Source organism: Desulfothermus sp. (assembly GCF_053993635.1).
Genome location: NZ_JBMYBT010000125.1, coordinates 1 through 13270, shown reverse-complemented (window position 1 = coordinate 13270; position 13270 = coordinate 1). Strand labels below are relative to the sequence as shown.

The following is a 13270-nucleotide window of genomic DNA, read 5'->3' as shown; positions in this document are numbered from 1 at the left end:
ATTATTAAACACAAGTATGTTTAATAAAAATTAATCTTAAGAAATCTTTACTTTTGAGATATACCTTAGTAAAGGTTATCCAAAAACATCGGAGTATTTATATGTTAAAAAAGATTCTAATTATCTTGGTTTTATTTTTTTTGACTCCAGGTTTTTCATTTTCCAAAAATAACGAATTTATTTCCTTTTTAAAAAACTATGGTGCTTATGATATTATTAATATTGAACTCAAAGGTTCTTACAAAGAACCCTCATTGCTACTCTCATATGCAAACGCCAAAATATTTTCTGGAAATCCTGATGAGGCCATCTCGATTTTAGAACGTACAGCTTTTAAGGAAAAAAAACTTCTTGCAAAAAGAGAGATTATCCTTGCCAGAGCCTATAGGTATAAAGGTGATTTTGAAACCGCCCTACTCCACTACACAAAGGGTTATAATTTAACTAATGACCCAAAATTAATTTTAAATGAGCCAGGCATTGACAACTTTTTTAAGATCGTTTTTTTAAAATGGTCTTTTGATACTCTTTATAATGGGAAATTTTTAATTGATAAAAATGAATTTTTACAAAAAAAGAGGGAAATTTTAAAAGCCATAGACATGGCTCAAAAACTTTGGCCTAAAGATAAGGAGCTGGCTTCAATATCCAAATGTGTTTTAAGGATCACTCCTGATGATTTTAGCTTTAAATTAGCAGATGAACATCTTAGAGATTCAATTATTTCATTTTTGGCTTCAATATCAATAAAAGATAAAAAAGCTGCTATTTTAGCTATAAAATTATTTAAAGATCCAAATCAAAGGCAATTATTACAGTTATTCCTTAAAAAACTTTATGGTAATGACTTGCCTAAAGACCACAACCTTTTGTTTGGATTTCCAAAATATAGCGCTTATTTTGAAATCTTTGTGAAAAATTTTGATCCAGATAAATGGATTATTGATAATGGATCTGAGCTATTAAATAAACTAAAAGAGGAAAATAATAATGTAGAGCTCTCTCTATGTGATATAATAAACAAAGAAATTCACAGTGTTTTTGTTCCACAAGATATCAAGGAAAAATTAAGGCAGATAAAAATAGCTATTATTTTAAAAAATAATGATTATTCTCTATTAAAAAAAGAAGTATCTAAAGTAAATTTTAAAAAATTGCCTATTTCTTTAAAAATTTCTATTTTATTGTTATTGGATAAAGTTTCTTCTTTAAATATCGGCATATCTATGAATGAATTTAAAGAAATTGTTTTATTTCTGCAGCCATTTGGATTTAATCCATTCAATTTAAATTCAAGTTTTAAAATATCAAAAGAGGAATTAGATAATACATTAAAGGTCTATCCATTGGATTATTTGCTTAGATATTCGTACGTAAGCAATCTTATCACAAGAAAACAAGTTAATAATACAATATTAAAACAAGCCATAGTGTTATACAAAAACACCATCTCTGGCCAAATGGCGATTTTAGAGCTTGCTAAAAATGAAGTTTTAACAGGAAATTTCACGTTGTTTAAAAAATATATTGAACTTTTCGATTATGAAAATATCGATCAGAAGTTGCTAATTAATTACTATAAAATAATAGGAGATTATTACAACTTGAAAAATGACTACCACCAGGCTATGTCTTATTACGAGAAGATCTTTGAAATATCTCCTAATTCTTTAGCGCCAGAAGAGCTTATAAAAATGGCTCTGTATGCTCAGAAAAATAACAACATTGAATTTAGTAAAAGGGTTTTAAACTATCTTTGGAATAAAAGAGAAAAATTAAATAGAAAGATACAGGCAGAAGTATTGTTTTGGATGGCAGAATGCGACCAGATAGAGGAAAAATTAGATTTGGCTACCAATAAATATCTAAAAGTGTATTTTTTATATAAAGATCAATATATCTGGTCTATCACTGCTCTATATAGGGCAGCCTTAATCTATGAACAAAAAGGAAATCTTTATACTGCACAAAAAATCTTAAGAGATGTAATAAAAAATGCCAGGAGAAAGTCTGAAAAAGAGGCAGCGCGCTCAAGATTAAATGCAATCAATAGAAAATTAAATAAGGTTTCTCAAAATTTATTTTGGTTTTAACTCATCCATTTTTTTCTTTAATAAGTGGGATTCATCTAAAAGTATTTTAGATGATAATTTTTTGTGGGAAATATAATATGGTCTTCCATAAATAATTTTACATCTAGCAAATGGCAGGGGCAACTGAAATTTATCCCAGGATTTGGAAAAAACTTTTTTTAAAGATACAAAGGTCCTTACTGGAACAATTGGGATATTTAATTTCCACGCAAGATATATCACTCCTTGCTTTGGGATATGCCGTGGACCAGTTGGTCCATCAATGGTTATAGCAATATCCCTTGGATTTTCTTTGAACATTTTTACAAAATGCTTCAAAGCCTTAACCCCGCCTCTAGTACTTGAACCCCTGATTGTCTTGTATCCAAATTCCTTTAATATCCTTGCTATAAATTCTCCATCCCTGCTTTCACTAACTAAAATTATAACATCCTCATCTCTATGAAAATAAAGTGGAGCAAATAACTCATCATGCCATATGGCAAATAACACCACCCTCCCCTTTTCCCTGCACCTAAAAGGTCCAACGAGTTCCTTACCCTCCTGAGAATACTTTAACGTCCTATACCAGAACTTTAATAAAAAACTCACAAAGGGTGTAATTTTAATAAAATCTACTTTCATAGCAATTAGTTATGATAATTATTTAATGTTATTCATTAAATTTATATTATAACTAGTTAAGATTATAAATTTACTTGCGCATAAAATCTCACAATAGTCTTTTAATTTTGGTTAATTTGAAAAAGTTAAATTGACAAGTAAATTTTTTTCGTTTAGCTTTAGTGACCAATGGTCATTTATTGACCAGGAGTCATGTATGGCGAAAAAACAAATAGAAAAATCCCTTCAGACTAAACAGGAATTAATTGAGTCAGCAGTAGAGCTGTTTGGTAAAAAGGGATATTGCAATACAACTATTTTTGAGATTACCGAGAGGGCTGGTTATGCAAAGGGAAATTTTTACAGGTATTGGAAAAGCAAAGACGATATTTTGCTGGAAATAATGGAGAAAAGGTTAAATGAGTACAGAGAGACTAGAAAGGAAGGTTTGGAAAAGGCAAAGTCCATACAAGATGTGATGGAGGTAATTGTTGATTTTTTAGAGACAATTATTGACGATAAAAGTTGGTCAAAGGTGTTTTTGGAGTTTACCATCCATGCATTTTCTAATCCAGATCTAAAAACCAAGTTAAACAAAAGCAATTACAGATTATCAACTGAGCTATTTGCTCAGATATTGTATCCTTTTTACAAGAACACACAAAATTCAAAAAAATTAGGGGCAATTGTAACAGCCCTATTTGAAGGGTTTCTTATACAACAGGCCTTAGGTACTGGAGTTCTTGATAAAAATGATTTAAGAGATGCAATTATGATTATGTCTAAACATTTTTTAAGCAATAATACATAAGAGCAAAATGAAAATATAAGAAACATAAAAAAGTAAAGGAGTATTCACTATGCTAAAAAAGACTTTTTATCTTATCCTATTAATTTTTTTAATAGGCAACGTAGGTAATGTATTTGGTTCGTCCAGGTCTTTAGACAAGTGGAAGCCAAAATTCAATCCATCCACTGCAAAATATAGATGTATTGTATCCAATGTCTCACATCCAGTAATTAAAGGAGTTTATGCAGGGATCCTCATTAGAGATAGACTGTGGGAGAAGACCAATGGGAAGATATATTTTGATTTTAAACCATTTTCCATGTTAGGTGGTGAAGTTGAGGTTTTGAATCTGTTGAAAATGGGAGCTATTCAAGGAATGGCTGTGAGTTCTGTCGCTGCCACAAATTTAGGACCCAGGTTTGGTTTAGTAAACCTTCCATTTTTAATAAACTCTTTTGAAAAGCTAGATAAATTTACCAAAAGTGGCTGGATATTTGAACATTTTATGAACGCCATGGACCATCAAGGTATAATAGGGTTAGATATAACTGGATATGGGAATTATGGTTGGGCCACAACAAAACCTGTTAGGAACATCCAAGAGGCAAAAAAAATAAAATTTAGGATTGCAGAAGCAGCTGTAAACCAATTGCTTTACAGACAATGGGGACTTAATTTTGTTGTAATGCCCTGGCCAGATGTACACGTTGCATTAAAACAGGGTGTGATAAGTGGATTGGATCACACTCCTATTGTTTGTAATATAACGAAAAAATTCGAGGTGGCAAAATATTTTACTCAAATTAATTATGCACAAGGTCTCTTTATCTGGATTTTCAACAAACAGTGGTTCAATTCCCTTCCTCAAAATTTACAAAAAACATTTAAGGAAGTGGTTCATGAGGTCTGTTCAGAGATAAGAGAGCAAACAAAAATTCAAGAACAAGAAGAAATAAAAAAGGCCAAAAGAGCTGGGGTTAAATTCTTTACCTTGTCAGATGAGGAGATGGAAATATTAAAAAAACAGGGAGATTTGGTCCACAAAAAATATGCGCAGGAAATAAATAAACTCTATCCAGGGGACAAATATCGTCCTGAAAATTATTTAAAACAGGTACAAGACTATATGGGGTATTCAGTTGACTAGCATGGGTGTAAAAAAGAGGGTCCAATTTCTTGTAACAATAGAAAAAATAGTGACTTTTATTGAGGAATGGACTCTTTTTCTTACAGTTATTTTAGCCATGATAGCCCTGTTCATTAATATAATTCTAAGGTATTGTTTTAATTCTAATTTACCATGGAGTGAAGAATTTGTCAGGGAAGTTATAATATATACCACCTTTATTGGGTGTAGTCTGGCAATAAAAAAAGGTGCTGAGATAAAAATTGACGCAACTGTGTATATTTTCCCTTGGCTTAGAAATATGTTAAATATCCTATCCAGGATTGCAACTTTAATATTCTCTTTTTTACTTATGTATTATGGTTCTAAGATGGCTATCATGATGCACACATCCCATCAAAAGACAATTGTATTACAAATCCCTTTAGTTTTGCTTTATTCAATCTTACCCATAAGCGGTCTTTTTATGGCCTTTAGAGTAATCTATTCATTTTTAAATCCTGATTTAGAACAAGATAGATCATGAATATAAATGATTTAGTAATATTCTTAATTTTGATTGGATTTATGGCGGCAAATATACCAGTATATATTTGCCTATATTTTACCTCTGTTTTGGGCATTCTTCTTTTTACATCTTTTCCTATAGAACTTTTGACCCAAACCCTTTTCAGAAGCCTGGACAATTTTGCTCTGGTAGTGGTTTTATTTTTCATACTCTGTGGAAATACCATGAGTTCTGGAGACATAGTGAATAGATTAATCAGGGTAGCCAATGCCTTAGTTGGATGGCTTCCTGGAGGACTGGGAATGGCAGGGGTCATTGGTTGTGCATTATTTGGAGCTATATCAGGTTCAACTGTTGCAACAGTGGTTGCCATTGGCGGGGTTATGATCCCTGCTCTACTCAAAAATGGCTATGACGAAAAATATACCCTGGGTATCATGGCCACATCTCCAAACCTTGGTGTTATTATTCCCCCCAGTATCAGCATGATTTTGTATAGTATGATAAGTAATGTCTCTTTAGAAGGACTATTTTTAACAGGGTTTGTACCAGGGGTTATGATAGTGATATTTACCTGTATCTATACATTTTTTCAATTTCGTAATAAGTCAAATTCATCTAGTATTTACTTAAAAAAATTCTCCTTTAATGAACTTATAGCAGCATTTAAATCTGGCTTTTGGGCACTGCTTCTCCCCATAATTATATTTGGTGGAATTTTTTCAGGTATCTTTACAGCCAATGAAGCAGCAGTGATAGCTTCAGTATATGCCTTTTTTGTGGAATTATTTATACATAAATCAATCACACTTAAAGACGTAAAAAAAATTACTGTTAGCTCAGCTGTTACCTCTGCCACCCTGTTAATAATAGTAGCAGGTGCCACATGTTTTGGGAGATTTTTGACCCTAGAAAATATACCCTTTCGCATATCTTCCCTTGTGATGGATGTTATACAATCACCAATGATATTTTTGCTTGTCATAAATATAATCTTTTTAATTGTTGGTATGTTTATGGATATTATATCTGCCACGCTCATCCTTGGTCCAGTATTTATTCCTATGCTTTATAATTTCCACATAGACCCCATGCACTTTGGTCTTATTATGACAGTAAATCTGGCAATTGGATACTGTACCCCCCCAATGGGAGTTAGCCTCTTTATTACTAGCGCCCTAGCAAGAAGAGATTTCCTATTTGTGTCCAAATCTGTAATGCCATTTTTAATAATTCAGCTGCTAGTTTTAATTATTATTACATATTTTCCCCAATTATCCCTGTTTTTTCCTAAAGTTTTGGGTTTTGCTAACTAACCTATGTAATTTTATTTTGTTTTGCCCTTGACAATGATTGTTAAAGAAAATAAACCTGACTAAGCAATTAACATAGAGAACAAAATTAATTAAGAATTACTCATGTCTAATATATACTCCTGAGACCTAAAACCAAAAAAGAGAGAAGAAATATGAGAGACTTATCTTTTTCTTCTGGAGGAATTAGTGTAAATTTGTTGTCCAGCTATCCTGAAAAAGTAAAGAATCTACCTTTCCCTGAAAAGATAACGCTTCCATTAAAACAGGATATGTCCCCTCAACTCTCCTCTATAGTGAAAAAGAAAGCTAAGATAGCAGCAGGCGATATAATTGCCACTGGCCCAGATGGTTCATTAATATCTCCAGTGAGTGGCGAAATTGTGAATGTCATAAAAGATTTTAAAAGCCATCTTGGAGGCAAATGCGCTGCTATTGAAATTTTAGTAAATGACATAGAATTTTCAGTTGATTTTCCAACAGACACGGGATTTTTACATAACGTAATAAAGGGAGGTATTGTAGATATTCAGGATAGAGTTTTGTTCCTTGCAAAAAAAATAGAGATGGCTCAAAAAAATAAGGTAGATACCTTAATTGTAAATGGACTTGAAGAAATTATTGCCAATGGTAAAAGTTACTTTTTTCTCCAAAAGCAAATAAATGTAATTAAGCAAGGTTTTGAACAAGTTATAAATTTTTTTAAGCCTAATAAAATATTTTTGGCAATATATAGTGATTATAGACATATTGACGGTTTTGTAGATCAGTTAAATTCTTCTTTAGCACCTTTAGGAATAAAAATTGTATTTCTTAAAAAAAAGTATCCTCAACACAAAATTCCTCTCCTTGTAAAGACAATTCTAAATGAAGAGTTGGAGATGGATAAACCAATAGAAGAGTCTCTTCATACAACTATATTGGATCTAGAAACCATATATCATTTGGGATTATTGATAAATAATAAAGTTCCTTACAGGGAAAAAATTGTAACTGTAATTGATGGTGATATTAGCAACTCTCAACTTGTTAAAGTTCCAATAGGTACTCCAATACATTACATCTTAGAAAAATTAAATATAGATACAAAATCAATTTCAAAGGTGATTATTAATGGCACTATCTCTGGGATACCAATATATGATATAAATTATCCTATAACTAAAGATATTGGATCAATATTTGTTTTAAAAAAAGGTCAAGTAAACACATATTCTGATGCAGTGTGCATAAAGTGCGGCTTATGTGTTGAAGTATGTCCAATGGGACTAATGCCACTTTTTATTTTTGGATATTCTAAGACCAAGCAATTTGATTTTACAAAAAAATTTTATATTGAAAAATGTATTGAATGTGGTTGTTGTGCCTATGTGTGTCCTGTAAATATTCCATTAGTTCAGTGGATAAAATATGGTAAGGCAAACTTAAATATAAAATAAGGAGTAATTCCCTTATGAATAATTTAGTTGTATCACCTATTCCCCACCTTCATAGTGGAAATAGTTTAAGAGCTATAATGATAGATCATATTATAGCGCTCTTGCCAGCAACTTTTTTTACTATTTATCTATTTAAATTTGCTGCGTTAAAGATAGTATTCTTATCAATTTTATCTGCAGTGTTATGGGAGGCCTTTTTTCAGAAAATTACCAAAAGAGAACTCATGATTCACGATTTAACCTCTGTTTATTATGGACTATTATTTTCAATGTTACTTCCCCCTACCCTACCCTGGTGGATTGTTATAATTGGTACATTCTTCATGGTGCTTTTAGGAAAGGAGGTTTATGGGGGATATGGTGCCAATCCTTTTAATGGAGCACTTATCTCATGGGTAATTTTAAAAATTTCTTTTCCAGATTTTATGGGAAAATGGATAAATCCCCTTAAGGATGTGGCTACAAATTTAACACCACTTGAAATCTTCAAGACCCAAGGAATTGAGTATGTCCACCACTATTTTTCTTACAAAGATATGTTTTTGGGACTTCGCTGTGGATTTATGGGACAGATATCATTTCTTTGTCTAGTTCTTGGAGGGATTTATCTTTTAGCAAGAAAGAGAATAAATTGGAGACTCCCAATTAGTTACTTATCAGGAGTTTTCTTGTTTTCTCTAATTTGTTGGGCCATTGGGTCCACTTCTTTTGGGGACCCCATCTTTCACCTGCTTGCAGGTGGGACGGCCTTAACAGCCTTTTTTCTCGCAACTGATATGCCTTCTACTCCAGTATCACCCCAGGGCATGGTGATATTTGGTCTTTTAGGTGGCGTGTTAACTGTAGTAATAAGGCTTTGGGGCAGCTGGACCTTTGGTGCCTATTATGCAGTTTTGATAACCACTCTAATAACTCCTTTTTTGGATAAAATATTACCTGAACCATATGGGAGGTAATTAAAAGTGAATGTCAAAGAAATCGTTCGAATGGTCATTGTACTTACTGTAGTTTGTGCAGTATGGGGAGGAGCTTTATCAATTGTAAAAAAAGTAACTGAGCCCCAAATTGAATATCAGCGAATAAAAAACATAAAGGCGCCAGCACTTAAAAAAGCTTTAGTTGTAGATTATGACAATGATCCAGTAAAAGACAGGATAAAAGTTGTGGTGGGCAAGGACAAACGGGGAAGAGATATTGTTAAAAATATTTTTCTTGCCAAAAAAGGTGGAAAAATAGTTGCTGTTGCCCTTGAGGCCTATGGAGCTGGATATGCAGGTAATATTGGTGTTATGGTTTCAATTAATTTGCCCTCTGAGACTATAGGTGGAATTGCAATTACTACCCATTCTGAGACCCCTGGCGTTGGCACCAGAGCTATAGAAAGTAAAAAATTTAAGGATCAATTTAAAAATAAACCAATAGCCACTAACTTTGCTCCTGGCTCTGGCACAATTGATGTAGTTAGTGGTGCCAGTTATACATCCAGGGGAATCATGAAGGCGGTCCAACATGCAGTGGATATTTATAAAAAGATAAAAAGTAAAATCGGGGTGTAATTTTAGTTAGTTTCCTTAATTTTAAGGAGTAAGTCATGTCTAGGTTAGTTCAAGAATTTACCAAAGGACTTTGGAAAGAAGTCCCCCCATTTAGGTTTGTTTTAGGTCTGTGTCCAACCCTTGCTGTAACTAGCAGTGTAAGTAGTGCCATAGGACTTGGATGTGGAGTTATATTTGTATTACTTGTTAGTAATTTTCTAATATCAATGTTCAGAAATTTTATCCCATCAAAGATCAGGGTTCCTGTATTTATAGTTATAATTGCTTCAGCAGTAACTATAGTTGAACTTTCCATGGAGGCCTATTTTTATTCACTTTATAGAGTACTTGGTATCTGGATTCCTCTAATTGTAGTAAATTGTTTGATATTAGGCAGGGCTGAGGCATTTGCCAGAAAAAATCCAATACTTTACTCCATAGCTGATGCACTTGGAATGGGACTTGGATTCACCCTCTCGTTAACAACCCTTGCATCCATTAGAGAAATTATAGGTGCTGGAACTTGGTTTGGTATAAGGGTAATGCCACCATCGTATATGGGTTTTGAATTATTACAAAAACCCCCAGGGGCCTTTATCTGCTTAGGACTTATTCTTGCGTTTATGAACTTTATTTCTTTAAAAATCGAAGACAAAAATGCTTAATTAAATATGGGTAATTTTATTTCGCATATAACTTGTTAACTTTTGAGGAGTAAATATCATGAGTGACTATATTCTAATGATGGTCACGGCAATATTTGCAAACAATATCTTGCTGGTAAGATTCTTAGGAAACTGTCCTTTTGTTGGAGTTTCAACAAGTTTGGACAGTGCAATTGGTATGTCTGCAGCTGCTTTGTTTGTAAATGTCCTGTCCAGTTGTATTACTTGGATGGTATATAACTTTATTTTAGTCCCCTTGGAGTTAGAATATCTTCGAACAGTAGCCTTTATTTTAGTCATTGCATCCCTGGTGCAATTGGTAGAAATTATACTACAAAAAGTTGCTCCTGCACTTTACAGGTCCCTTGGAATCTATTTGCCTTTAATTACGACAAATTGTATGATATTTGGTGTTGCCGTTTTAAATATTCAACAAAAACATACATTTATGGAAACATTCGTATATTCCATTGCCACTGCTATTGGTTTTGACCTTGCCCTAATTATTCTTGCAGGCATAAGGGAAAGGTTTGCCTTAGGCAGGATCCCTACTCTATTTCAAGGTTTTCCCATTGCCCTTATCACTGCAGGACTGATGGGACTTTGCTTTTATGGTTTTGTGGGACTTGGACAATAAAATATAAGGAGAAAAAAATATGTCTCCAATTATTACTGCTGTTTTGATAATGGGTGCCTTGGGTCTTTGTTTGAGTCTATTTTTGGGTATAGCTGCAAAGGTATTTTATGTAGAAGTGGACCCAAGGATTGAGGAAATTGCAGACATCCTTCCTGGCGCAAATTGTGGTGGTTGCGGATATGCAGGTTGTAGTGACTATGCTGAAGCAATAGTGACCAAGAATGAAAAACCTAACAAGTGTGTGGCTGGTGGTGCCAATGTGGTAGAAGCAATCTGTTCTATCTTAGGGGTATCAGCATCTTTGGAAGAAAGGAAAATTGTTAGGATTCTGTGTAGGGGTGATAATAATAATGCAAAGAGGATTTTTGAATATGTCGGCGCCAAAGACTGTTATGCAGCTATAATTTCTACAGGAGGGAATAAGGCGTGTGAATTTGGTTGTATAGGGCTTGGCTCATGTGTGGAAGCCTGCCCTTTTGGTGGACTCTCAATGGGTGAAAATGGAATCCCAGTAGTAAACGAAGATTTATGCACTGGATGTGGTTCTTGCGTAAATGCTTGTCCGAGAAATATCCCCAAGCTTTTCCCAGCATCACAAAAGGTTGCAGTTCTCTGTTCATCTCAAGATTCAGGTAAGGCTGTTAAAAGTGTTTGCAAGGTAGGTTGTATTGGTTGTGGCCTTTGTGCCAAAAAATGTCCAGAAAAGGCCATTACCATGATCAATTCTTTGCCTGTTGTAGACAATGAAAAATGTACAGGTTGTCTTGAGTGTGTAAACAAGTGTCCAACTAAGGCCATGGTTGCTCTAATTAAGGTAAGCAAAGAAGAAAAAATAGAAGAAAAGGCCCATGCCGCTTAGTTTAATGATTGAGCAAGGAGAAGTGGTTGAATTATTGGGAGAAAAGGAGGCCAAAGTCAAAGTGGATAGGCGCTCCCAATGTATGGGGTGCGCTCATAGGGGATTATGTGATCCCTTTGGAAGTAATTTCATGGTGATTAAGGCAAAAAATTATATAAATGCAAAAATTGGTGATAAGGTAGAGGTCCAGTTTTCTACAGAAAAAAGGACTAAGGCCATCTTAGTGCTCTATATCATTCCTTTGATATTGTTCTTTCTTGGCGTAGTTATTGGAAATTTCATTGATCCCTTTAAAAACAAAGACTTGTCTTCATCTATTTTAGGTATTGTGTTTTTGCTCATTTCTTTTGCTGGTATCTATATTTACAACAAAACTTTAGTTAGACAAAAGCCCTCTCTCTATCCTATAATAACGAGAAAGATTTAAAAGTATGAGGTGAAAATATGAAAAGATACAGGCTACTTTTTGCAGGCTCTGGGGGCCAGGGGATAATTACTGCTGCAATATTGCTTGCAAAGGCTGCTGTGATATATGAAGGTCTAAATGCAGTACAATCACAAAGTTATGGTGCAGAAGCAAGGGGAGGTCTTAGCCGCTCTGATGTAATTATATCCAAAGAAGAGATATATTTCCCCAAGGTAACTCAGCCCAATATTTTGATATGTTTGACCCAAAGGGCGTATAATAAATTTTTTAATACCATAAGACCTGGTGGGATATTGATTGTTGACGATTTTTTGGTTAAACAAGAGATGAGTGCTGATGCCATTACTTATTCTTTACCCCTTTATGAGACCCTGAGAAAGGAGTTGAATACCAATTTGGGACTTAACATATGTACCCTTGGTGCCTTAATAGGACTCACAAATATCATATCACCTAGGTCAATAAAAGAAGCTTTAAAGGACAATTTCCCTGAACATTATTTAGACTTAAATTTTAAGGCCTTTGAAATTGGAATGAAATTAACTGAAAATAAAAGAAAATTTTCACTATAGAAAATTTTATGAAAATAATATTTCATCCTAAGTACTTAGAAGTATATGCATCTGATCCTGCTGCTGCACGGGGGAGATTGGATACATCAGTTGAGATTCTTAAAGCAAAATATGAGTTTGTTGAGCCTACAATTGCCCAGGAACAGGATATTTTACTTGTACATACTGAGGATCATTTTGATAGAATTGCATCTAAGTCTTCTCACCTATTTACCCTGGCCCTACTTGCTGCAGGTGGAGCCATAGAAGCAAGTGAAATAGCCTTAAGGGGTGATCCTTGTTTTGGACTTATCAGACCTCCTGGTCACCATGCAAGTAGGGATTCTTGCTGGGGCTTTTGTTGGTTTAATAATATGGCAGTTGCAATTAAAAGGCTCATTGCACTTGAGAAGATAAAAAATGCGCTAATTGTAGATTTTGATCTCCATTTTGGAGACGGAACAAATGGGATCTTTAATGAAGATCCTAAAGTTGTCTATCACCATATGGATTCTATCTCACGCCTTGAAAGATTTTTAGAGTCCTGCAGAGACTTTGACATATTGGGGGTTTCAGCTGGTTTTGATAGGTATATAAATGACTGGGGTGGGCTCTTGAGTTTAGATGATTATAAACACTTAGGGCAATTACTTGGAAATTTTGCCAAACAAAAGACCAAAGGCAGGATTTTTTCCCTATTAGAAGGTGGTTACAATCATAAGGA

The 13270-nt window shown here is 33.9% G+C and carries 15 protein-coding genes; 14 read left to right on the top strand and 1 reads right to left on the bottom strand.

Annotated features, from left to right (window positions below; translation table 11 throughout):
• Positions 1-101 precede the first annotated feature (101 nt).
• Positions 102-2093, top strand: a complete 1992-nt coding sequence (locus ACY2V1_RS09210) for a tetratricopeptide repeat protein (RefSeq protein WP_461834504.1) — start codon at positions 102-104, stop codon at positions 2091-2093.
• On the opposite strand, the gene ACY2V1_RS09205 is transcribed toward ACY2V1_RS09210, so the two are convergent.
• On the bottom strand, positions 2079-2717 hold the full coding sequence (locus tag ACY2V1_RS09205; protein WP_461834503.1) for a lysophospholipid acyltransferase family protein: 639 nt from the start codon (positions 2715-2717) through the stop codon (positions 2079-2081). The two genes, ACY2V1_RS09210 and ACY2V1_RS09205, sit on opposite strands and share 15 nt — an antisense overlap.
• A 196-nt stretch (positions 2718-2913) precedes the next feature.
• Here ACY2V1_RS09205 and ACY2V1_RS09200 point away from each other — a divergent pair, with 196 nt between their 5' ends.
• The 13 genes from ACY2V1_RS09200 to ACY2V1_RS09140 all read left to right on the top strand — a co-directional run.
• On the top strand, positions 2914-3507 hold the full coding sequence (locus tag ACY2V1_RS09200; protein WP_461834502.1) for a TetR/AcrR family transcriptional regulator: 594 nt from the start codon (positions 2914-2916) through the stop codon (positions 3505-3507).
• Positions 3508-3556: 49 nt separating this feature from the next.
• Positions 3557-4633, top strand: a complete 1077-nt coding sequence (locus ACY2V1_RS09195; RefSeq protein WP_461834501.1) for a TRAP transporter substrate-binding protein — start codon at positions 3557-3559, stop codon at positions 4631-4633.
• A 1-nt stretch (position 4634) separates the two neighbouring features.
• A complete protein-coding gene (locus ACY2V1_RS09190; protein WP_461834500.1) occupies positions 4635-5138 on the top strand; it encodes a TRAP transporter small permease in 504 nt (167 codons plus the stop codon).
• Entirely contained in the window at positions 5135-6436 is a 1302-nt protein-coding gene (locus ACY2V1_RS09185) for a TRAP transporter large permease (protein ID WP_461834499.1), read from the top strand. Before ACY2V1_RS09190 ends, ACY2V1_RS09185 begins: the two co-directional genes overlap by 4 nt.
• Before the next feature lie 152 nt (positions 6437-6588).
• Positions 6589-7872, top strand: coding sequence for a 4Fe-4S dicluster domain-containing protein (locus ACY2V1_RS09180; protein ID WP_461834498.1), 1284 nt, complete (start codon positions 6589-6591; stop codon positions 7870-7872).
• A 14-nt stretch (positions 7873-7886) separates the two neighbouring features.
• Positions 7887-8828 (top strand): RnfABCDGE type electron transport complex subunit D, encoded by a 942-nt coding sequence (locus tag ACY2V1_RS09175; RefSeq protein WP_461834497.1) that lies wholly within the window; start codon positions 7887-7889, stop codon positions 8826-8828.
• A gap of 6 nt (positions 8829-8834) precedes the next feature.
• The gene (locus ACY2V1_RS09170; RefSeq protein WP_461834496.1) at positions 8835-9428 is read left to right on the top strand and encodes an RnfABCDGE type electron transport complex subunit G; all 594 of its coding nucleotides are present in this window, start codon (positions 8835-8837) and stop codon (positions 9426-9428) included.
• A gap of 35 nt (positions 9429-9463) precedes the next feature.
• A complete protein-coding gene (gene rsxE, locus ACY2V1_RS09165) occupies positions 9464-10072 on the top strand; it encodes an electron transport complex subunit RsxE (RefSeq protein ID WP_461834495.1) in 609 nt (202 codons plus the stop codon).
• Between the two features lie 58 nt (positions 10073-10130).
• Complete coding sequence (gene rsxA / locus ACY2V1_RS09160; RefSeq protein WP_461834494.1) at positions 10131-10709, top strand: electron transport complex subunit RsxA; 579 nt, start codon at positions 10131-10133, stop codon at positions 10707-10709.
• 19 nt (positions 10710-10728) lie between these two features.
• Positions 10729-11568: an RnfABCDGE type electron transport complex subunit B gene (rnfB, locus tag ACY2V1_RS09155; RefSeq protein WP_461834493.1), complete on the top strand. Its 840-nt coding sequence runs from the start codon at positions 10729-10731 to the stop codon at positions 11566-11568.
• Positions 11558-11995: a SoxR reducing system RseC family protein gene (locus tag ACY2V1_RS09150; protein ID WP_461834492.1), complete on the top strand. Its 438-nt coding sequence runs from the start codon at positions 11558-11560 to the stop codon at positions 11993-11995. The genes rnfB and ACY2V1_RS09150 overlap by 11 nt, the downstream gene beginning before the upstream one ends.
• 17 nt (positions 11996-12012) lie before the next feature.
• Positions 12013-12567, top strand: a complete 555-nt coding sequence (locus tag ACY2V1_RS09145) for a 2-oxoacid:acceptor oxidoreductase family protein (protein ID WP_461834491.1) — start codon at positions 12013-12015, stop codon at positions 12565-12567.
• 8 nt (positions 12568-12575) lie between these two features.
• A partial coding sequence (locus tag ACY2V1_RS09140) for a histone deacetylase family protein (protein ID WP_461834490.1) occupies positions 12576-13270 on the top strand: 695 nt, incomplete at its 3' end.

Coding starts and splice junctions, on each gene's coding strand:
- ACY2V1_RS09145 (WP_461834491.1), top strand. CDS start 12,013: ATGAAAAGATACAGGCTACTTTTTGCAGGCTCTGGGGGCCAGGGGATA.
- ACY2V1_RS09185 (WP_461834499.1), top strand. CDS start 5,135: ATGAATATAAATGATTTAGTAATATTCTTAATTTTGATTGGATTTATG.
- ACY2V1_RS09205 (WP_461834503.1), bottom strand. CDS start 2,717: ATGAAAGTAGATTTTATTAAAATTACACCCTTTGTGAGTTTTTTATTA.
- ACY2V1_RS09190 (WP_461834500.1), top strand. CDS start 4,635: ATGGGTGTAAAAAAGAGGGTCCAATTTCTTGTAACAATAGAAAAAATA.
- ACY2V1_RS09150 (WP_461834492.1), top strand. CDS start 11,558: ATGCCGCTTAGTTTAATGATTGAGCAAGGAGAAGTGGTTGAATTATTG.
- rnfB (WP_461834493.1), top strand. CDS start 10,729: ATGTCTCCAATTATTACTGCTGTTTTGATAATGGGTGCCTTGGGTCTT.
- ACY2V1_RS09210 (WP_461834504.1), top strand. CDS start 102: ATGTTAAAAAAGATTCTAATTATCTTGGTTTTATTTTTTTTGACTCCA.
- ACY2V1_RS09180 (WP_461834498.1), top strand. CDS start 6,589: ATGAGAGACTTATCTTTTTCTTCTGGAGGAATTAGTGTAAATTTGTTG.
- ACY2V1_RS09200 (WP_461834502.1), top strand. CDS start 2,914: ATGGCGAAAAAACAAATAGAAAAATCCCTTCAGACTAAACAGGAATTA.
- rsxE (WP_461834495.1), top strand. CDS start 9,464: ATGTCTAGGTTAGTTCAAGAATTTACCAAAGGACTTTGGAAAGAAGTC.
- ACY2V1_RS09195 (WP_461834501.1), top strand. CDS start 3,557: ATGCTAAAAAAGACTTTTTATCTTATCCTATTAATTTTTTTAATAGGC.
- rsxA (WP_461834494.1), top strand. CDS start 10,131: ATGAGTGACTATATTCTAATGATGGTCACGGCAATATTTGCAAACAAT.
- ACY2V1_RS09175 (WP_461834497.1), top strand. CDS start 7,887: ATGAATAATTTAGTTGTATCACCTATTCCCCACCTTCATAGTGGAAAT.